Origin of the sequence: Leptotrichia shahii, assembly GCF_008327825.1 — a bacterium.
GTDB lineage: Bacteria > Fusobacteriota > Fusobacteriia > Fusobacteriales > Leptotrichiaceae > Leptotrichia > Leptotrichia shahii.
Genome location: NZ_AP019827.1, coordinates 111,779 through 133,801 on the forward strand (window position 1 = coordinate 111,779; position 22,023 = coordinate 133,801).

At 28.4% G+C, this 22,023-nt stretch carries 13 protein-coding genes and 2 pseudogenes; all 15 read left to right on the forward strand.

The features are described from left to right. Nucleotides 1-24: 24 nt before the first annotated feature. A pseudogene (locus F1564_RS00525) lies at nt 25-291 on the forward strand (glucosamine-6-phosphate deaminase); the annotation flags it as partial. A gap of 619 nt (nt 292-910) precedes the next feature. Next, nucleotides 911-2,158 carry an RNA-guided endonuclease InsQ/TnpB family protein gene (locus F1564_RS00540; RefSeq protein ID WP_018451602.1) on the forward strand — a complete coding sequence of 416 codons (1,248 nt, stop codon included), beginning with the start codon at nt 911-913 and terminating at the stop codon, nt 2,156-2,158. Between the two features lie 74 nt (nt 2,159-2,232). Further along, nucleotides 2,233-2,805: pseudogene (gene nagB, locus F1564_RS00545) on the forward strand (glucosamine-6-phosphate deaminase); the annotation flags it as partial. Nucleotides 2,806-3,167: 362 nt separating this feature from the next. Next, entirely contained in the window at nt 3,168-4,316 is a 1,149-nt protein-coding gene (gene nagA / locus F1564_RS00550) for an N-acetylglucosamine-6-phosphate deacetylase (RefSeq protein ID WP_018451600.1), read from the forward strand. A gap of 526 nt (nt 4,317-4,842) precedes the next feature. Then, on the forward strand, nt 4,843-6,198 hold the full coding sequence (locus F1564_RS00555) for a glucose-6-phosphate isomerase (protein ID WP_018451598.1): 1,356 nt from the start codon (nt 4,843-4,845) through the stop codon (nt 6,196-6,198). 520 nt (nt 6,199-6,718) lie between these two features. Next, nucleotides 6,719-8,092, forward strand: coding sequence for an aminopeptidase (locus F1564_RS00560; RefSeq protein WP_018451597.1), 1,374 nt, complete (start codon nt 6,719-6,721; stop codon nt 8,090-8,092). Between the two features lie 30 nt (nt 8,093-8,122). Continuing rightward, a complete protein-coding gene (locus F1564_RS00565) occupies nt 8,123-11,176 on the forward strand; it encodes an alpha-amylase family glycosyl hydrolase (RefSeq protein WP_018451596.1) in 3,054 nt (1,017 codons plus the stop codon). Between the two features lie 161 nt (nt 11,177-11,337). Then, nucleotides 11,338-15,507, forward strand: a complete 4,170-nt coding sequence (gene cas13a, locus F1564_RS00570) for a type VI-A CRISPR-associated RNA-guided ribonuclease Cas13a (RefSeq protein ID WP_018451595.1) — start codon at nt 11,338-11,340, stop codon at nt 15,505-15,507. Between the two features lie 29 nt (nt 15,508-15,536). Continuing rightward, nucleotides 15,537-16,451, forward strand: coding sequence for a type II CRISPR-associated endonuclease Cas1 (cas1, locus tag F1564_RS00575; protein ID WP_018451594.1), 915 nt, complete (start codon nt 15,537-15,539; stop codon nt 16,449-16,451). After that, nucleotides 16,441-16,758: a CRISPR-associated endonuclease Cas2 gene (gene cas2 / locus F1564_RS00580; protein ID WP_018451593.1), complete on the forward strand. Its 318-nt coding sequence runs from the start codon at nt 16,441-16,443 to the stop codon at nt 16,756-16,758. Before cas1 ends, cas2 begins: the two co-directional genes overlap by 11 nt. 730 nt (nt 16,759-17,488) lie before the next feature. After that, complete coding sequence (gene thrS, locus F1564_RS00585; RefSeq protein ID WP_018451591.1) at nt 17,489-19,399, forward strand: threonine--tRNA ligase; 1,911 nt, start codon at nt 17,489-17,491, stop codon at nt 19,397-19,399. Between the two features lie 286 nt (nt 19,400-19,685). Then, nucleotides 19,686-20,453 carry a Bax inhibitor-1/YccA family protein gene (locus F1564_RS00590; RefSeq protein WP_018451590.1) on the forward strand — a complete coding sequence of 256 codons (768 nt, stop codon included), beginning with the start codon at nt 19,686-19,688 and terminating at the stop codon, nt 20,451-20,453. 93 nt (nt 20,454-20,546) lie between these two features. Further along, nucleotides 20,547-21,131, forward strand: coding sequence for a hypothetical protein (locus tag F1564_RS00595; RefSeq protein ID WP_018451589.1), 585 nt, complete (start codon nt 20,547-20,549; stop codon nt 21,129-21,131). 25 nt (nt 21,132-21,156) lie between these two features. Further along, the gene (locus F1564_RS00600; RefSeq protein WP_018451588.1) at nt 21,157-21,543 is read left to right on the forward strand and encodes a pyrophosphohydrolase domain-containing protein; all 387 of its coding nucleotides are present in this window, start codon (nt 21,157-21,159) and stop codon (nt 21,541-21,543) included. Between the two features lie 216 nt (nt 21,544-21,759). Further along, nucleotides 21,760-22,017: a 50S ribosomal protein L28 gene (gene rpmB, locus F1564_RS00605; RefSeq protein WP_018451587.1), complete on the forward strand. Its 258-nt coding sequence runs from the start codon at nt 21,760-21,762 to the stop codon at nt 22,015-22,017. Nucleotides 22,018-22,023 lie beyond the last annotated feature (6 nt).

Below are 22,023 nucleotides of genomic sequence, written 5' to 3' on the forward strand. Positions count from 1 at the left end.
AAATCATTAAAGGATGTGGATGAAATGCGAGTAATTATCCTAAAAAATGCTCATGAAGTAGCGAGATGGAGTGCTTATCAGATAACTAAGAAAATATTAAAATTTAATCCTACAAAAGAAAAACCTTTTGTTTTGGGGCTTCCTACTGGTTCTACACCGCTTGCAACTTATCGAGAATTGATAAATTTGTATAATGAAGGGATATTGTCATTTGAAAATATTGTAACTTTTAATATGGATGAATATGTGGGATTAAAACCTGAAGATCCACAAAGTTACCACTATTTTATTAAATAGTGCAAGAACACTCGCAACTTTAGTCGTGAGATAAATTGCATGAAAATTTTAGTAAGCATATAGGGAAACTTGTATGTAGACACGGAGCAAAACCGTGCAACAAAGAAACTGAATTGCTGGGAACTCTTAAAGCTAGTATAACCACAACATAGCAATCTTACTCATAAGAGGCAAATATGAAGGTAGCGAAAGCAGAAAAAATATACTAGATGGTGCAAGGTTAAATCCTAAACATTATGATAATAGACAATCAGCAGCTAAGCCTGAAAAGGAAAGTTCAACGACTATCCCTCGTGAGGGGAGTACAATACAAGCGATTGGTATTGGAAGTGGTTTCGCCTAAGTCCTTGAAATAGGATATGGATAAGATATAGTCTGTGCTTGTTAGAGATAATAAGAAGTTCAGGGATAATCTCTTTAATTTATTAAGGAGTATAGATGCCACGAGAACTGCATAAGTAGTAGCGTACTTATGTGAACAACACTTCCCACTGTTGTGGGGTTTTAAAAACTTTAAAAATATTTAAAAAATAAATAAAAAATATTACTTTTTTGACAGATAAAATGTAGAATACATGGTATAATATCTCTGATGAAAAGGAGGTGATTATATATGTATTTAACATTAAAACAGCAGGTAAAACATCTTAGTAAAAAAGAGTTTAAAAATTTAAAATATTTGTGCCATATAGCTAAGAATTTAAAGAATCAGGCTATATACAATATTAGGCAATACTATTTTAATAAGAAAAAGTATTTAAGTTATAATGAAAACTATAAAATGCTTAAAAATAGTGAGAACTATAAGAAGTTAAATTCTAATATGGCTCAACAAATTTTAAAAGAAGTAGACGGAAGTTTTAAATCATTTTTTGAACTTTTAAAACTTGCTAAGAATGGTCAATATGATAATAAAAAAATAAAATTACCTAAATATCTTGCTAAAGATGGTTTTACTACTCTTGTTATAGGTTTTGTAAGATTAAAAGATGATATTCTGATAGTTCCTTATTCAAATTCGTTTAAGAAAACTCATCAGGAAGTTAAAATTAAGCTGCCACCAGTATTAAAAGACAAGAAGATAAAAGAGATTAGGATAATACCTAAACAACATTCTAGGTACTTTGAAATTCAATACATTTATAAGGTAGAAGAAGTTCAAAGGGAATTAAATGAAAACAATGCACTAGGGATTGATTTAGGTATAAATAATCTTTGTACTTGTGTTACAAATGCTGGAGCTTCATTCATAATAGATGGTAGAAAATTAAAATCAATTAATCAATACTATAATAAGATAAATGCAAAATTGCAAAGCATTAAAGATAAGCAAAAGATAGAGCATATAACATTAAGGCAAAAGAGAATAACTAGAAAGAGAAACAATCGTATAGAAGATTATCTTTCAAAAGCAGCAAGAATAATTGTAAATTATTGTCTTAATAATGATATAGGAAAAATAGTTCTAGGATATAATGAAGATTTTCAAAGAAATTCAAATATAGGAAGTATAAATAATCAAAACTCTGTAAATATACCGTATGGAAAATTAAGAGATAAATTAATATATCTATGTAAACTATATGGAATAGAAATTAAACTGCAAGAAGAAAGTTATACATCAAAAGCAAGTTTCTTTGACGAAGATGAAATCCCAGTATATGATAAAGAAAATCCGCAAGAATATATATTCAGTGGAAAAAGAATAAAAAGAGGACTATATCAAACAAGTAAAGGCTATCAATTAAATGCAGATTGTAACGGAGCATTAAATATTTTAAGAAAAAGTAAAGTTGTGGATTTAAGTATCCTATACAATAGAGGTGAGCTGAACACGCCTAAAAGAATAAGGGTAGTGTAAAGCTATCAAACTTCTTAGAAAATTTTTGAATATTTTTAAAGATTTTAGAATCCTACGACTTTAGTCGTGGGAGGTTCAGGAATGAGAACTTTTTTAAGTACATTAACATAAAAAAAGAAAATATAAATATTCTAAATGGATGTGCTGAAGATTTAGAGGAAGAATGTCATAATTATGAGGAAAAAATAAAAAAAACTGGCGGAATTCAGCTGTTTTTAGGTGGAGTTGGAGAGGATGGGCATATTGCATTTAATGAGCCTGGTTCATCACTTTCTTCACATACACGTGACAAGGATCTAACTTATGATACAATTTTGGCAAATTCCAGATTTTTTGACAATGATATTGAGAAAGTTCCAAAGTTAGCCTTGACAATCGGCGTAGGAACGCTTATGGACTCAAAAGAGGTCATGATTCTTGCAAATGGTTATAAAAAAGCTCGTGCAGTTTATCATGGTGTAGAAGGCGGAGTAAATCACCTTTGGACAATTTCGGCTTTACAGCTGCATAGAAGGGCTGTGCTGGTAATTGATGAAATGGCGGCTTCGGATATAAAGGTTAAGACGTATAGGTATTTTAAGGAAATTGAAGCTAAGAATCTGGATTTAGAAAAGTATAAAAAATATTTAATAGAATTGGGAAAATAAGTTTTATTAATTTTCTTTAATGAATTATTGTTAATAAATGTTTTTCTATAGGTTTTATGTTTTTTCTTTTTCTCAAAGCAAGGGAAATTAATTGCCATTTTCCTTGCATCTCTGGTTTGTCTAAGCATTTTTTGAAACAAAATTGAAATTCGCTTTTTGATAATAGTTATTTTATCTGTTTAAATAATTATAGTTTAAAGGTTATTAAAAAGTTCAAACAGTCAATTTTATTCCAAAAAAATCACGACATTTTTAATTTAATTATAATAGTTATTTTAAAAACATACTAAGTGGAATGAGAAAAAAACAGCTATTAACTAAAATATTCTAAAATAAAAATAAAGAAAGGAGCTATTGTTAAGATGATCATAAAAAATGCAAAGATATTTAATGGGGAGAAGTTTATTGGGGAAAATACGATTGTTTTAGAAGGGAAATTTATAAAAAAGATAGTGGGTTTTTCTTTGATTGATAAAAAAGAATTAGAAAATCAGGAAATTATTGATGTCGAGGGAATGGTTTTGTCGCCAGGATTTATTGATCTGCAGATTAATGGATGTGGTGGAGTGTTATTTAATGATGATATTTCTAGGGAAGCATTGGAAATAATGAATGAAACTAATAAAAGATATGGGTGTACTTCGTTTTTGCCTACGCTTATAACTTCTCCAGATGAGAAAATAGAAAAGGCCCTTGAGCTTATGGAGAAAATGGAGGATAAGGAGGAAATTGGAGTTTTAGGGATTCATATTGAAGGACCTTATATAAGTGTAGAAAAAAAAGGGATTCATCGTTCTGAATATATAAGAATTTTGTCAGATGAAATGATTGAAAAAATAGCTAAGGCAGGACCAGAAGTTACTAGAATAATAACGATAGCACCTGAAAAGGCTAAAGTTGAACATTTGAAGAAATTGAGGAATACTGGGATTAATGTGGCTATTGGGCATACGAATGCAACTTACAAAGAGTGTGTGGAAAAGAAGGAATACTATAACTGTGGAACTCATTTGTATAATGCAATGAGAGGACTAGATTCAAGAGAACCTGGAGTTGTTGGATTTTTATTTAATAATAATACTACAAATTGTGGCATAATAGCTGATGGGCTTCATATAGATTTTGCTTCTGTGGAAATTGCTAAGAAAATAATGAAAGACAGACTTTATCTTGTGACAGATGCAGTCAGTCCTGCCGGAACTGATAATATGACCGAGTTTATGTTTGAAGGGAATAGGGTTTTGTATAGGGATGGAAAATGTATTTCTCCAGAAGGGACTTTGGGGGGATCTTCGCTTGTTATGATAAAAGGGGTGCAAAATCTAGTGGAAGAAGTTCATATTTCGCTTGAGGAAGCACTCAGAATGGCAACTTCCTATCCTGCTGAAGCGGTGGCTATTGATGAAAAATATGGATTTATAAAAGAGGGATATTTTGCAGATTTGACATATTTTGATGAAAAGTTTAATGTGAAGGGGACAATAAGCAAGGGGAAATTGACTAGATATTAAGGATATTTGTATAATAAAACTTAAAATTTCAGGAAAAAATTTTTAAAATTGTAAAATATAAGTGGAAAAATTTGAAAAAAAGTTTGTTTTTTGTTATACTTTAATTGAAAAAAAGTTTGGTAAAAAATTACTTTAAAACGGAAGAAAGTTTTTTGTATATTTTTTATTTTGCTAACTTAGCTTTTGGCTTGTAATTTGAAAACTATATGGTTATCAGGCAAGTTTATTATGAAACTGCTTCAAAATCGAGATATTAAATTGAAATTATAGAGACTTATTTTTGTTCGATTTTAAGGTTGTGTTACTATGTGTAAATAAAAGTTTTTTGATTTTGAAAAAATTTAGGAAATAAAATTGTATTAGGAAATTGTAAAAGTAATGGGTATAAAATTTAAGTGATGAGTTTAAAATCTCTTGCTAAAAAATTGAAATAGAAGATTAAAATTGATAAAACCTTTATTAATGGAATTTTACAAACTTTTACAATGGACTAAAATAAAATTGTATATTAAGGAGATAAGAAAGAATGAAATTAAATTTTAGCTATCAATTTGCAAAAAAATTTTTTAACGAAAGTGAATTAAAACAAATTAAGCCTTATGTAGAATTGGCAAATGAAGTATTGACTTCAAAAAGTGGAGCAGGAAATGATTTTTTAGGATGGGTTGACTTGCCGGAAACTTATGATAAAGATGAATTTGCTAGAATTAAAAAGGCGGCTGAAAAAATTAAAAATGATTCGGAAGTTTTAGTTGTAATTGGAATTGGAGGATCTTATTTGGGAGCAAAGGCTGCAATCGAATTTTTATCACACAGCTTTTACAATAACTTGCCAAAAGATAAGAGAAAAACACCTGAAATTTATTTTGCAGGGACAAATATGAGCGGTGTTTACTTACAACACTTAATCGATGTAGTTGGAGATAGAGATTTTTCAGTAAATGTAATTTCAAAATCTGGAACTACAACTGAACCTGCAATTGCATTCAGAGTATTCAAGAAAATGCTGGAAGAAAAATACGGAAAAGAAGAAGCTGCAAAAAGAATCTATGCCACAACAGATAAAGCGAAGGGAGCATTAAAAACACTTGCTACAGCTGAAGGATATGAAACTTTTGTTGTACCTGACAATGTTGGAGGAAGATTTTCTGTGTTGACTGCAGTAGGACTTTTACCAATCGCTGCGGCTGGAATTGACATTGATGACTTAATGGCTGGAGCAAAAGATGCGATGAATGACTTTGCAAACAAAAATATGGATGAAAATCAGGCTTTACAATATGCAGCTGTGAGAAATATCTTGCATAGAAAAGGAAAAGACTTGGAATTAATGGTAAATTATGAGCCAAGAGTTCACTATTTGGCAGAATGGTGGAAACAATTGTTTGGAGAATCTGAAGGGAAAGATGGAAAGGGATTGTATCCAACTTCAGCAGATTTTTCGGCAGACTTGCATTCATTAGGACAATACATTCAGGAAGGAAAAAGATTATTCTTTGAAACAGTAGTTTCTATTGGAAAACCTGAAGTGGAATTTATAATTGAAAGCGACAAGGATAACCTTGATGGACTAAACTTTATTGCTGGAAAAACATTGGATTATGTAAATAAAAAAGCAACTGATGGAGTAATATTGGCACATGTTGATGGAAATGTACCTAATTTGGGAGTAAACATTCCTGAAGCAACTCCTTATCACTTGGGATATACATTCTACTTCTTTGAAAAAGCATGTGGAGTAAGCGGGTATCTTTTAGGTGTAAATCCATTTGATCAGCCTGGAGTAGAAGCATATAAGAAAAATATGTTTGCGTTATTAGGAAAACCTGGATATGAAGAAGCTGGAAAAGAATTGGAAAAAAAATTAAATGAAGTTAAATAATTTGTATAAATTGAAGAATTGATTACGAAAGAAGGTGGCTGATTTGGGATATTTTTTCAAGTCGCCATCTTTTGTTGTATATTTTCTCAGAATAAAACTACAAGTTATTTTGATTAATAATTGTTTTTTTATTTGAATTTTTTAGTTTTTTTAACGTAAGAGTATCAGACGCCATGTCCTCTTTCGTAATAACAGTTATTTTAACATATTTAACTGACTGCTACTTAGAGATAATAGTAAAATGTTTTTAATAAAAGAAAAATAGAACTCATTTTTGAATATAGATAATTTTAATATAAATGCCTAAATACAATTTAAAATTTACTTCAAAAGCTCAAACAGATATTTTTCTTTTACCGAAATTTTGCTTGATAGTTTTTTATTAAAAATGTTACGATTAATTAAAAAATATTTGGAAAAATTGGGAATATAATTAAAAAAGTAAAATTTATAAAACTAAAATAAAAATTATTATTAAATAATTTGATATAATTTCTGTCTTTAATAGAAAGGATATAAAATGACAAAGGAAAATTTATGGAAAAATTATACTGACGAACAGAAAAAAATAATTTTTGAATTTGCTGAAGAGTATAAGAAATATTTGGATTCTGCAAAAACTGAAAGAGAATTTGTAGATTTGACGGAAGAAGAGTTGAAGAAAAATGGTTTTGTTGATATTAATGAAAAAAGTGAATTGAAAAAAGGGGATAAAATTTATTTTAACAACAGAAATAAAAATGTTATTGCAGTAATTGTGGGAAATGATATAAAAAGCGGAATCAATATGATTGTTTCTCACATGGACTCGCCAAGACTGGACTTAAAGCCAAATCCGATAATGGAAACTGAAGAATTTGCCCTTCTAAACACGCATTATTATGGTGGAATTAAAAAATATCAATGGGCAGCCACTCCGCTTGCATTACATGGTGTTGTTTTTTTGAAAAATGGACAAAAAGTTACACTTTCAATTGGGGAAAAAAATGATGAGCCTGTATTCAGTATGCCAGATATATTGCCTCATTTGTCCTATAATGTGCAGGATGAAAGAAAGGCAAGAGATGTTATTAAAGGTGAAGAATTAAAGCTGTTATTTGGAAATATGCCTTTAAATGATGAGAATGTGAATAAAAAAATAAAGCAGTTTGTACTTGATAAATTGAAAAAAGATTATGGAATAGAAGAAGATGATTTCTTTACGGCGGAGCTGGAAGTAGTGCCTACTGGGAAATTGCGGGATGTAGGGCTTGATAAGAGCATGATTGGAGGATATGGTCAAGATGATAGAATTTGTGCGTATACTTCGCTTAGAGCCTTGTTTGATGTTAAGGAAACTGAGAAAACTGTTATGGTATATTTGACAGATAAAGAAGAAATTGGAAGTGAAGGTTCTACGAGCTTGAAGTCAACATTGCCTGAATATGTTGTTGGGAAAATGCTTTCACTTACAGAAAAAAATTACAATGATCAAATATTGAGGGAAACTTTATGGAATTCTAAAGCATTATCGTCAGATGTTACAGCTGCATTGAATCCAGTGTTTAAATCAGTTCATGATATAGAAAATGTAGCACGGCTGTCTTATGGACTGGCATTTGCAAAATATACTGGAAGCCGTGGAAAATCTATGGCAAATGATGCTGATGCTGAATTTATTCAGGAAATAAGACAAATATTTGATAAAAATGAAATTAAATATCAATCGGGCGGATTTGGAAAAGTTGATGAAGGTGGAGGAGGAACTGTTGCGAAGTTTTTGGCTTACTACGGAATTAGAACGATAGATGCAGGACCAGCACTTTTATCAATGCATTCTTTATTTGAAATTTCATCAAAAGCAGACTTGTATGAAACATATAGGGCGTATAAAGTATTTTTTGAGTTAGATTAGGGAAAGAGTAGATAAATTAGGAGAAAAAATATGGGTTATAAAATTATAATTTATAAAGACAATAAATTTTATAAGGAAGAAAATTTAAAGCAAAATTGGGAAAATTTTATATACAAATGGGGAAACGTCGAATCAGGAAGCTATTTTTTTGAAATAAAAAATGAGGAAAGTGGTACGATAAGCGGAGTAACTTATAGTCACACTGCTCCATTTGCAAAAAAATTTGAGGCTGTGGTGGATGAAAATTTGCCGCCAAAATCAATTACTGGATTTCAAAAGGGAATAGATATTTATGTGGAATATTTTCCATCTAAAAAGACATTTTCATTAACTAAAATGAAATTTTACAGAATGAACTTGAATATTGCTGATTTTGGATTGGAAAAGGCGGATAAGGTTGAGATTGCGGGAAACTTTAATAACTGGAAGCCCGATACTGAGCCAATTCACCATTTTGAAGGGACAAATTACGAAGTGACACTGGCTTCGCCTGAAGGAGTTTATGAATACAAATACTTGATTGACGGAAAATGGTATCCTGAAAATGAAAATAAAAAACTTATAATAGGAGAAAATGGAGCGCTATTTGCACAAGGAGATTTGGGAACTGGAAAATTTGTTTATGAAGCGATTGATAAAAATACAAATTTAAAGGCGATTGTTCATAACTATGATAGTTTGCAATATTTTAATAAATTGTCTGACAGTGAGTATGAATTTAAAATAAGAACACAGATGAATGATGTGGAGCGTGCTTACATAAGCATTGTTTTACATGAAGAAGATAATTATGAAATGATTTATGAACTTGAAAGATACCAAGATAAGACGAACGGATTTGACTATTTTGAAAGAATTATAAACTTTGGAAAAGAAGCTAAAAAACTGTTGTATTATTTTATTTTGGAAGATAATGGTTCAAGAGCTTACTTTAATGGAACAACATTGAGTTATAGCAAACCTAAAAGACTTGTTGTAAATACAACTTCTAAGGATATACAGCTGTTTAATGTACCAAATTGGGCAAAAGAAGCTGTTTGGTATAATATTTTTCCAGATAGATTTTACAATGGAAATCATTACAATGATCCGATTTTCAATGAATTTGGACCAGAGGCATTTAAACCTAACAGACTTCATGAACAGAATTTTGTAGAAGAATATAAATGGGAAAAAAGTAATAATGTGATTAGTCATTTTGACAGAAACCGATGGACGGCTGATTTTAAGGAACAGGTAATATGGGAAAAGCTGGGAGAGCGTGAAATTGACTACAGCTTGAAATATGCCAGAATGTATGGTGGAGATTTACAGGGAATTAAGGAAAAAATACCATATATGAAGGAGCTTGGAATTAATGCTGTATGGCTAAATCCAGTATTTTTCTCGTATCAAAATCATAAGTATGGAGCAAATGACTTTAGACATATTTCGCCAGATTTTGGGACAATAAAGACAAGCGGATCAACTCACAGTGTGGAAATTAATAGAAATAATAAATATGGGAATAAGTCATACGTGGATGTGCTTGGAAACAAGGCTACAACAAGTAGCGAGCTAAAACTTCTGGAAGTGAACTTAAAGGGTGAAAACAGAGGAAAAAATGGATATGGAGAAACAGAAGATCCAGCTACTTGGGTTTGGACAGAGTCAGACTTGATAATGGTTGACTTGATAAAGGAATTTCATAAAAATGGTATTCGTGTAATATTTGACGGAGTTTTCAATCATAGCAGCAGTGAGCATTGGACATTTAATATGGTGCTTGCAGACGGTGAAAATTCTAAATATAAAGATTGGTACAAATTTACAGATTTTGGACAGCATGTTCCGATTACAGATGATATGAGTGATGAACAGGCATTTGAAACATTAATTGCAAATAGAAAGAGAACTATTTATAATGCTTGGGGTGGATTTGACTCGCTTCCTGAATTTAACACTTTTAATCAGGAATATAAAGAATACATTTTTAACATTACGAGAAAATGGATGTGTGGACCTGATGGAAAAGAAAGTGAAAACTGGATGGAAGATGACGGAATTGACGGATGGCGTTTAGATGTGCCAAACTGCCTTGAAAATCAAAATTTCTGGAATGAATGGAGAGAAGTTGTAAAAGGCAGCAAGAAAGATTCCTACATAACTGCCGAACTTTGGGGAAATGCTTCAGGAGATATTAACGGCGGAAATAAATTTGACACTGTAATGAACTATGAATGGTTAAAAACAGTTATTGGATTTTTCATAAATCAAAGCCGTGAAGGTGGAGTAAGGTATAAATTAAAGGCACAGGACTTTTTCAATGAACTTCGAGAAAAACGAACTTGGTATCCGTATCAGGCGTTACAGGCGAGTCAGAATCTAAACGGTTCACACGATACTGACAGGCTTTATTCAAGAATTGTAAATGATGTAATTGGAAGAAATCTGGAAGAAGGAAAGCAGTTAGAAAAAGGATACAATGGAATTCGTCCTGACCTAGCTTCAAATAATCATCCAAATACAACGATAGATTGGCGAAACAGCCCAATTAAGCCAAAAGATATATTAAAATTAATATCAATATTCCAAATGACTTATATTGGAGCACCAATGTTATTTTACGGCGATGAAGTTGGAATGTGGGGAGCAACAGACCCATATTGCAGAAAGCCAATGTTATGGAAGGAATTTTTGTATGATAATGAAAAAAATCCATCACATATTAATCAGAATGAAGTTTATGAACAAAAAGTCGACAGCGATTTATTTGAATGGTACAAAAAGTTAATAAGAATAAGATTGGAAAATAAAACACTTGTTTATGGTAAGTTTAGGGAAATGTTTGCTGATAACGACAGGGAAATAATTGTGTATGAAAGAGTAATCGAGGATCATTTAATTATTGTTGTAATAAATAATTCGTTTAACAGCTGGGAAAATGTGGAATTTGAAACAAATTATCAGGATGAAAGATTTATTGATTTGGTAACAGAAGGCAGAACATTTAGAACAGGTTCAAATGGGAAAATTAAGTTGGATCTAAAGGCGAAAGAAGGATTGATTTTACGAAAAGTAAGGATAGATGGGGATTATGAGTAAATAGAAGTAGGGAGCTATGTTTGACGGCTCCTTATTTTTTTGAGATTTAATATTGATGTGGTATACTAAAAATGGAAAATTGTATTTTTGATTAGAAAGATGTAAAATTGATTTAATTTAAAAATATTTTATTAGATTAAAGTAGAAACGAGGAGATTGGAATGGGAAATTTATTTGGACATAAGAGATGGTATGAAGTTCGTGATAAAAAAGATTTTAAAATAAAACGGAAAGTAAAAGTTAAAAGGAACTATGATGGAAACAAATACATTTTAAATATTAATGAAAATAATAATAAAGAAAAAATTGATAATAATAAATTTATTAGAAAATATATTAATTACAAAAAAAATGATAATATTCTTAAAGAATTTACAAGAAAATTTCATGCAGGAAATATTCTATTTAAGTTGAAAGGTAAAGAAGGAATCATAAGAATAGAAAATAATGATGATTTTTTGGAAACAGAAGAAGTTGTATTATATATAGAAGCATATGGAAAATCTGAGAAATTGAAAGCATTGGGGATTACAAAAAAGAAAATAATAGATGAAGCAATTAGGCAAGGAATAACTAAAGATGATAAAAAAATAGAAATAAAGAGACAAGAGAATGAAGAAGAAATAGAGATAGATATCAGAGATGAGTATACTAATAAAACACTAAATGATTGTTCAATAATATTAAGAATAATAGAAAATGATGAATTAGAAACAAAAAAATCAATTTACGAAATTTTTAAAAATATTAACATGAGTTTATATAAGATTATAGAAAAAATAATTGAAAATGAAACAGAAAAAGTATTTGAAAATCGATATTATGAAGAACATTTAAGAGAAAAATTATTGAAAGATGATAAAATAGATGTTATTTTGACTAATTTTATGGAAATAAGAGAAAAAATAAAAAGTAATTTAGAAATTCTGGGTTTTGTAAAATTTTATCTTAATGTTGGTGGTGATAAAAAGAAATCTAAAAATAAAAAAATGCTTGTTGAAAAAATTTTAAATATAAATGTAGATTTAACAGTAGAAGATATAGCTGATTTTGTTATAAAAGAGTTAGAATTTTGGAATATTACTAAAAGAATTGAAAAAGTAAAAAAAGTTAATAATGAATTTCTTGAAAAGAGAAGAAATAGAACATATATAAAATCTTATGTACTATTAGATAAGCACGAAAAATTTAAAATAGAAAGAGAAAATAAAAAAGATAAAATTGTAAAATTTTTTGTAGAAAATATAAAAAATAATAGTATAAAAGAAAAAATAGAAAAAATTTTAGCAGAATTTAAAATAGATGAATTAATAAAAAAATTAGAAAAAGAACTAAAAAAAGGAAATTGTGATACAGAAATTTTTGGAATATTTAAAAAACATTATAAAGTTAATTTTGATTCGAAAAAATTTTCAAAGAAATCTGATGAAGAAAAAGAACTATATAAAATCATATATCGATATTTGAAAGGAAGAATTGAAAAAATATTGGTAAATGAACAAAAAGTCAGATTAAAGAAAATGGAAAAAATAGAAATAGAAAAAATTTTAAATGAAAGTATATTATCTGAAAAAATTTTAAAAAGAGTTAAGCAATATACGTTAGAGCATATTATGTATTTAGGGAAATTAAGACATAATGATATAGATATGACAACAGTAAATACTGATGATTTTTCTAGACTTCACGCTAAAGAGGAATTGGATTTAGAATTGATTACTTTTTTTGCTTCTACCAATATGGAATTAAATAAGATTTTTTCTAGAGAAAATATAAATAATGATGAAAATATAGATTTCTTTGGAGGAGATCGAGAAAAAAATTACGTACTTGATAAAAAAATTTTAAATTCAAAAATAAAAATAATAAGAGACTTAGATTTTATAGATAATAAAAATAACATTACAAATAATTTTATTAGGAAATTTACAAAGATAGGAACAAATGAAAGAAACAGGATATTACATGCGATTAGCAAGGAAAGAGATTTACAAGGAACGCAAGATGACTATAATAAAGTCATAAATATAATTCAAAATTTAAAAATATCAGATGAAGAAGTGTCAAAAGCATTAAATTTAGATGTAGTATTTAAAGATAAAAAAAATATAATTACTAAAATAAATGATATTAAAATTTCAGAAGAAAATAATAATGATATTAAATATTTACCATCCTTTTCTAAAGTACTTCCTGAAATATTAAATTTATATAGGAATAATCCTAAGAATGAACCATTTGATACTATAGAAACAGAAAAAATAGTATTAAATGCTTTAATATATGTGAATAAAGAATTGTATAAGAAATTAATTTTAGAAGATGATTTAGAAGAAAATGAAAGTAAGAATATATTTTTACAAGAATTAAAGAAAACTTTAGGAAACATTGATGAAATAGATGAAAATATTATAGAAAATTATTATAAAAATGCTCAGATTTCTGCTTCAAAAGGTAATAATAAAGCTATTAAAAAATATCAGAAAAAAGTAATAGAATGTTATATTGGATATTTGAGAAAAAATTATGAGGAACTTTTTGATTTTTCAGATTTTAAAATGAATATTCAAGAAATTAAGAAACAAATAAAAGACATTAATGATAATAAAACTTACGAAAGAATAACTGTAAAGACTAGTGATAAAACTATAGTAATAAATGATGATTTTGAATATATAATTTCAATATTTGCACTGTTAAATAGTAATGCGGTTATAAATAAAATTAGAAATAGATTTTTTGCAACATCAGTTTGGTTAAATACTTCAGAATATCAAAATATTATAGATATTTTAGATGAAATAATGCAATTAAATACTTTGAGAAATGAATGTATAACTGAAAATTGGAATCTTAATTTAGAAGAATTTATTCAAAAAATGAAAGAGATAGAAAAAGACTTTGATGATTTTAAAATACAAACTAAAAAAGAAATTTTTAATAATTATTATGAGGATATAAAAAATAATATATTAACTGAATTTAAAGATGATATTAATGGTTGTGATGTTTTAGAGAAAAAATTAGAAAAAATTGTAATTTTTGATGATGAAACTAAATTTGAGATAGATAAAAAATCGAATATATTACAAGATGAACAAAGAAAGTTATCAAACATAAATAAAAAGGATTTGAAAAAAAAGGTTGATCAGTATATAAAAGATAAAGATCAGGAAATAAAGAGTAAAATATTGTGTAGAATAATATTTAATTCTGATTTTTTAAAAAAATACAAAAAAGAAATAGATAATTTAATAGAAGATATGGAATCAGAGAATGAAAATAAATTTCAAGAAATATATTATCCTAAAGAACGTAAGAATGAATTATATATTTATAAAAAGAATTTATTTTTAAATATTGGAAATCCAAATTTTGATAAAATTTATGGATTAATTTCAAATGATATTAAAATGGCTGATGCAAAATTTTTATTTAATATTGATGGTAAAAATATTAGAAAAAATAAAATATCTGAAATTGATGCAATATTGAAAAATCTAAATGATAAACTAAATGGATATTCTAAAGAATACAAAGAGAAGTATATAAAAAAATTGAAAGAAAATGATGACTTTTTTGCAAAAAATATACAAAATAAAAACTATAAATCATTTGAAAAAGATTATAATAGAGTTTCTGAATACAAAAAAATTAGAGATTTGGTAGAATTTAATTATTTGAATAAAATAGAAAGTTATTTGATAGATATAAATTGGAAACTTGCTATTCAAATGGCTAGATTTGAAAGAGATATGCACTATATTGTAAATGGGCTAAGAGAATTAGGAATTATTAAGTTAAGTGGCTACAATACTGGAATAAGTAGAGCTTATCCTAAGCGTAATGGATCTGATGGCTTTTATACAACAACAGCATACTATAAATTTTTTGATGAAGAATCTTATAAAAAATTTGAGAAAATATGTTATGGATTTGGAATTGATTTGTCTGAAAATTCTGAAATTAATAAGCCGGAAAATGAAAGTATTAGAAACTATATTTCACATTTCTATATTGTAAGAAATCCGTTTGCTGATTACAGTATTGCAGAACAAATTGATAGAGTTTCTAATTTATTATCATATAGTACACGTTATAATAATTCAACTTATGCAAGTGTATTTGAAGTATTTAAAAAAGATGTGAATTTAGATTATGATGAATTAAAGAAAAAATTTAAACTTATCGGTAATAATGATATACTTGAAAGATTAATGAAACCTAAAAAAGTTTCTGTTTTAGAATTAGAAAGTTATAATTCTGATTATATTAAAAACTTGATAATAGAACTTTTAACAAAAATAGAAAATACGAATGATACGTTATAAGAATGAAATTTATAAGGAGTATGATTAAAATGCCCAATATAATTCACATAACAAGGGCTGATGATTTGTCAATATCGAATAATCAGCTTATAATGGTTGATGAAGACAATAATGATGAGAAAAATAAGATTTCTTTGAATGATATATCTGCGATAGTTATTGAAAACTGCTATTGTAAGATTAGTGCGATTTTGCAGTTGAGGCTGGTGGAAAATAACATTCCGATTATTATTTGCAACGAGAAACATCAGCCTGAAATTCATTCGCTGGGATTATTTAATCATTTTCAAGTGACTTTACGAATAAATGAGCAGATTGAGTGGGAAAAAGAGAAAAAGGAAAAATTGTGGAGCAGGATAGTGGAGAATAAGATTGAAAATCAAAGAGCATTGTTAGAGTATCTTGAAAAAAGTGATATTTCCATTGAAAGACTGAAAACATATAAGGAAAACTTGAAAAAAGATGATGCGAGTGCAGAACATCAGGAAGCAATAGCTTCAAGGATATATTTTCAGGAATTGTATAGTAATAGTTTTAAAAGATTTGATGAAGATGGAGTGAATTCTGCACTTAATTATGGATATATGATTTTAAGAGCTATAATATCATCAAAGATTGTAGCAAAAGGATTTCATCCAAGTTTAGGATTACATCATAAGTCACAGTTTAATGCCTATAATTTTTCTGATGATATAATAGAGGTTTTTCGTCCTATGGTGGATTATCTTGTTTATATGTACAAGGATATTTTGAATGAAGTGAAATTAAGTAAGGAAATAAGGCAAAAAATACTTCTTGTAGCACAGCAGAAGGTATTATTTAACAATAAGAAATATGATTTTTTCCAAGCGGTAGACTATTATTTGGATAGTATACGAAATTATTTTGTAAAAGATGAAGAAGTGATAATTCCGACATTGAGCGTGATGGACTATGAGTATTGAGTATTTTGGTCTGCTTATGTATGATTTTCCTATGCAGACAGATGTTGAGAGATTTGAATATAGGACTTTTAGGAAAAAATTGATAGAAAAGGGATATTATCAGCTTCAAAAATCGGTATATATAATGAGGTCGAAAACAAAAGAAAAAATCGAACTGGCAGAAAAACAGTTATCAATGCTCGCTCCAGAAAATTCATCAATCCGTTCCATTATCCTGACAGAAGATCAGTTTCAAAAAATGAAGGTACTTGCAGGAGAAGTGACAATGGGAGAAAAAATTTCACAAAACAAAATATTGGAATTTTGAAAAATCAAAAAATATGGTATAATAGTATAGGGTGGTTCTATATTATTAATAAAGAGAAAAATAGGATTGAAAGTATTGAAAATAAAGACAAAATAGAAAAATTAGAAATAAATATCTCATCAGCAAGAAATTAGGATGGGATATAGACCACCCCAATATCGAAGGGGACTAAAACTAGATTGCTGTTCTACCAAGTAATCCATATTGATATAGACCACCCCAATATCGAAGGGGACTAAAACTAGATTGCTGTTCTACCAAGTAATCCATATTGATATAGACCACCCCAATATCAAAGGGGACTAAAACTGATAACTAAAGGGGAAAAGGTAAAAATGAGGATATAGACCACCCCAATATCGAAGGGGACTAAAACGACAAATCTATCTGAATAAACTCTTCTTTTTCGATATAGACCACCCCAATATCGAAGGGGACTAAAACTCTAAAGAATTATCTATTCTGTCTTTTAAATTGATATAGACCACCCCAATATCGAAAAGTGATATTTAATAAAAATAACTTCTGAGTGAGAATAAAATTTCAATTCTTGCTCATTTTTTATTGTTTTTTGAATATGGTTGCTTGGTTGTTCTGAAACGAAAATTTTTGGAGATGTTTTAAATTTTTAGGTTGAAAAAAAATAAGAATTATACTATAATAAATAATTATGCGATTAGGCTAACTAGAGCCTAATTTTATTTGAAAAAGATAGAAAGAAGGAATTGAAATGATAGAAATGATTTTGCCTGATGGTAGTAAAAGACAGTTGGAAAATCCGATGACTGTTGTGGAGTTTGCAAAAAGTATTGGGAGCAGTCTTGGGAAGGCAACCGTTGGGGCGGTAATTGACGGTGTGCAAGTTGACTCATCTTATGTTATTGATAAATCTGGAGAAATTGAAATAATTACTAATACAAGTGAAAAGGGAATTGAAATTATAAGACATAGTGCGGCTCACATAATGGCTCAAGCTGTGCAAAGATTATTCCCAAATACAAAAGTTACAATAGGGCCTGTTATAGAAAATGGATTTTTCTATGACTTTGATCCCGAAAGACCTTTTACTGAAGAAGATTTGGAAAAAATTGAAAATGAAATGAAAAAAATAGTAAAAGAAAATTATCCTTTTGAAAGAAGTGAAATGAGTGCCGAAGAAGCTAAAAAATTCTTTGCTGAAAAAGGTGAAACTTATAAAGTTGAAATAATTGATGACTTGGGAGTTGACAAAGTTAGCATTTATAAACAGGGAGAATTTGTGGATTTATGCCGTGGAACACATGTTCCGTCAACTGGATATCTAAAAGCGTTTAAATTAATGTCAACTGCTGGAGCTTACTGGCGTGGAGATTCAAACAATAAAATGCTTCAAAGAATTTACGGAGTGGCTTTTGCAACTAAAAAAGAGCTGGATGACTATTTGACAATGATGGAAGAAGCTGAAAGAAGGGATCACAGAAAATTAGGAAAACAGCTTAACTTGTTTTTCTTGGATGAACATGGACCAGGATTCCCGTTCTTTATGCCAAAAGGTGTGGAATTGTTTAATAAATTACAGGAAATCTGGAGAGTTGAGCATAAAAAAAGAGGCTATCAGGAAATAAAGACTCCAATTATGCTGGATAAGGAATTATGGGAAATTTCTGGACACTGGTTCAATTACCGTGAAAATATGTACACATCAACAATTGATGAAAAAGAGTATGCAATAAAGCCTATGAACTGTCCGGGTTCAATAATTGCCTACAAGAATAATTTACATTCATACAAGGATTTACCATTAAAATACGGAGAAATGGGGCTTGTTCATAGACACGAATTTAGTGGAGCTTTACACGGGCTTATGAGAGTTAGGGCATTTACACAGGATGATGCTCACGTTTTCTGTACAAAAGAGCAAATTGAGGAACAAATTATCGAGATTATTGATTTATACGATAAATTCTATACTTTATTCGGATTTGAATATCATATTGAATTATCGACAAAACCTGATAAAGCAATTGGTTCAGATGAAATTTGGGAAATGGCGGAAGCTAATTTAAAATCAGCTTTGGAACACAAAGGAATTGATTACAAGTTAAATCCTGGAGATGGAGCATTTTACGGTCCAAAAATTGACTTTAAAATGAAAGATTCAATTGGAAGAATTTGGCAATGTGGAACAATCCAGTTAGACTTCAATTTGCCACAAAGATTTGAAATGAGCTACATTGGTGCGGATGGAGAAAAACATGAACCAGTAATGATTCACCGTGCAATGTACGGAAGTTTGGAAAGATTCCTTGGAATTTTGATTGAACATTATGCAGGAGCTTTCCCAACTTGGTTAGCGCCAGTTCAAGCAAGAATTTTAACAATTTCTGATGAACAAGTGCCTTTTGCAAAAGAAGTATTTGAAAAACTTCAAAATGCGGGAATTAGAGTTGAACTTGACACAAGAGTGGAAAAAATTGGATATAAAATTAGGGAAGCAAATGGAGATCAAAAAATACCAGTTCAATTGATTATTGGTAAAAACGAAGTTGCAAATAATGAAGTAAATATGAGAAGGTTTGGTTCACAAGAAAGCAAAAATGTGTCAGTTGATGAAATTTTAAATATTTTGGTGGAAGAATCAAAAGTTCCGTTTAAAAAGTAAGTTTGAATTTTGAATTATAATTAAATAATTAATATTAAAAATTAGAAATATTTATCTATTTAGTAACAAGAGGCTTTGTACCATTGATAAATATGGATTTTTAAAAATAAAATATAATGTAAGAGATTTTACAGATAAAAAAAAGCCTTTAAAAAAAATACAGTGGTATTATACTATGATAGTTTGGATATAAATTTTGGTTTAAATTCTATAGAATTAAAAATTGATTCAAATTATTTTAGATAAATAATTTAATAAAAAAGTTTATAAATGAGAGGTGATTTTTATGAAAAACGATTATGACGAATTGGAAACTTATAATCATAATAACGATAGTTATAATGAATATGGTGGACAAGCAAGAATGACTTACGATGATTTAAACAGAGTTGTAAGTTCAAAAGTCCGTGGGAGTATGCTTTGGATGGTATTAGGACTTCTTGTAACAGGGATTACAGGTTATACGGTGTATGCAGGATTAGCTTCAGGCAATCCAATTGCGTACGGAATTTTAAAAATGTATTGGCTGTTTGCTGCTTTGGAAATAGCTCTGGTATTTGGATTTACTGCATTGGTTTATAAAGCTAATTCAAGTACATTAAGACTTATATTTCTTGTATATTCATTTTTAAATGGATTGACATTTTCAGCTCTTGGAATTGTTTATGCTCCTGAAATTATAGTTTCAGCATTTTTAGGAACATTTGTATTATTTGCAGTTTTGGCAGTTTATGGATATTTGACTAGAGAAAATTTGACAAAGTTTACACCAATTTTATTCGCTGGATTGATTGCAATTATTTTAGTAAGCATAATAAATATCTTTTTGCAAAATAGTGGAGTTGACTTGTTTATATCAATAATTGGAGTAATTATATTTACAATTTTTATTGCAGTTGATGTAAATAGAATAAGAAACAGCATCATAGCTTACGCAGTTCAAGAAGATTCAGAAATTTTAAATAAAATAGAAATAGTCGGTGCGTTAAATTTATATTTAGACTTTGTAAATTTGTTTATTTATATTTTAAGACTTTTAGGAAGAAGAAGATAAATTATATTTTAAAATATTTATGTAAAAAATGCTTTAAAGTCGGAGTTTTTCTGATTTTAAAGCAATTTTACTTTTTTAGAAAGTGAGAAAGTTTTGCAAGATAATAAATTAAATAGCGATGTGGAAAAATTTATTAATGATGAAATTACAAACAGCAAAATTTGGGTGTTTTGTGGCATAATGATTTCAGTTTTGCTGTCACAGATGTTAAATTTACAAGCTGAAATATACAAAATTATGTATATTTTTAAAATGAGGAAAGTTTTGGATAAAATGTCATTTTTATTTATTGCAATAATTATTTTAGAAATTTTTTTGACATTTTTTTTGTATAAAATTATAATCAATAAAAGCAAAAAAATTATAAAGTCAAGTTTTGTAGTTTATTCGCTTTTAACTGGATTAAACTTGTCGATTTTTTCTTCTATAATAAAAGTTTTGTTTCAGAAAAATATTGGAGTTTTGCCTGTAATATTACTAATAATATCGCTATTTTTAGTAATAATCTTAATAATTTTTGATTCAAAAAAAATAAAAAATATGATAAAAATAAAAGTTTTAGAAAATAATGAAACTGAATTTTTGGAGAAAATAAGATTTTATGCGGCGGCGGTTTTGTATACTGGCATTGTAAAAATACTGATTTTTCTTATAATAAGCACAATGATTTTAATATAAATTTGAAAGGGAAATAAAAAAATATATGAAAAGAAAAATAGAATGTGTAGAAGAATTTCATAGAATTTATAAACTTGGAAATTCTGATAAGCCAATTGGAAAATTAAAAGATGGATTGGAAAAATTGAGATTTGACTTGATGGCTGAAGAAAATGGAGAATATTTGGAAGCGGCTAAAAAAGGAGATGTTACAGAAGTGGCAGATGCCCTTGGGGATATGCTTTATATCCTTTGTGGAACTATTATAGAACATGGTATGCAAAATGTGATTGACGATGTCTTTGAAGAAATTCATAGAAGCAATTTGAGCAAATTAGATGAAAATGGGAATCCAATTTATCGGGAAGATGGGAAAGTTGTAAAAGGGCCAAATTATTTTCCGCCAAATTTGAAGAAATTTTTTGAAAAATAAGGGGAAATTTTTGAAAAATAAAGTAAAAAAATATCATAATAACTTGTAAAAGTTCCTAAAATATGATAAAATAGAATGCGATATGTAAAAATAATTTTAACTAAATAACGTTTTTTTTAAAATAGTTGAGTTAATATATTATAATAAAAACAGCAGGACTGTAAAAAAATAAAGATGAAAGGAGAACTACTAAAATATTTAGTAGAGGTGAATAAAATGCAAAGATGTGAAGTTTTTGGAAAAACAGTAAGCCACGGAAATAGAGTAAGTCACTCTCACAGAGCTACAAAAAGAATTTGGAGACCAAATTTACAAACAATGCTTTTAACTATCAATAATGAAGAAGTTAGAGTAAGAGTTTGTACAAAAGCAATGAAAACATTAAAAGGGAAAAATAACGATCAAGTTAAAAAAATCTTATTAAAAAATAAAGAAACATTAAGCCCTAAAATATTAAAAATATTGGCAAAGTAAGTTATT

Excerpts from the sequence above, each read along its gene's own strand:
- F1564_RS00560 (WP_018451597.1), top strand. The coding sequence starts at position 6,719 with ATGACAAAGGAAAATTTATGGAAAAATTATACTGACGAACAGAAAAAA.
- rpmB (WP_018451587.1), top strand. The coding sequence starts at position 21,760 with ATGCAAAGATGTGAAGTTTTTGGAAAAACAGTAAGCCACGGAAATAGA.
- F1564_RS00555 (WP_018451598.1), top strand. The coding sequence starts at position 4,843 with ATGAAATTAAATTTTAGCTATCAATTTGCAAAAAAATTTTTTAACGAA.
- nagA (WP_018451600.1), top strand. The coding sequence starts at position 3,168 with ATGATCATAAAAAATGCAAAGATATTTAATGGGGAGAAGTTTATTGGG.
- F1564_RS00600 (WP_018451588.1), top strand. The coding sequence starts at position 21,157 with ATGAAAAGAAAAATAGAATGTGTAGAAGAATTTCATAGAATTTATAAA.
- F1564_RS00565 (WP_018451596.1), top strand. The coding sequence starts at position 8,123 with ATGGGTTATAAAATTATAATTTATAAAGACAATAAATTTTATAAGGAA.
- cas1 (WP_018451594.1), top strand. The coding sequence starts at position 15,537 with ATGCCCAATATAATTCACATAACAAGGGCTGATGATTTGTCAATATCG.
- thrS (WP_018451591.1), top strand. The coding sequence starts at position 17,489 with ATGATAGAAATGATTTTGCCTGATGGTAGTAAAAGACAGTTGGAAAAT.
- F1564_RS00540 (WP_018451602.1), top strand. The coding sequence starts at position 911 with ATGTATTTAACATTAAAACAGCAGGTAAAACATCTTAGTAAAAAAGAG.
- cas13a (WP_018451595.1), top strand. The coding sequence starts at position 11,338 with ATGGGAAATTTATTTGGACATAAGAGATGGTATGAAGTTCGTGATAAA.
- cas2 (WP_018451593.1), top strand. The coding sequence starts at position 16,441 with ATGAGTATTGAGTATTTTGGTCTGCTTATGTATGATTTTCCTATGCAG.
- F1564_RS00590 (WP_018451590.1), top strand. The coding sequence starts at position 19,686 with ATGAAAAACGATTATGACGAATTGGAAACTTATAATCATAATAACGAT.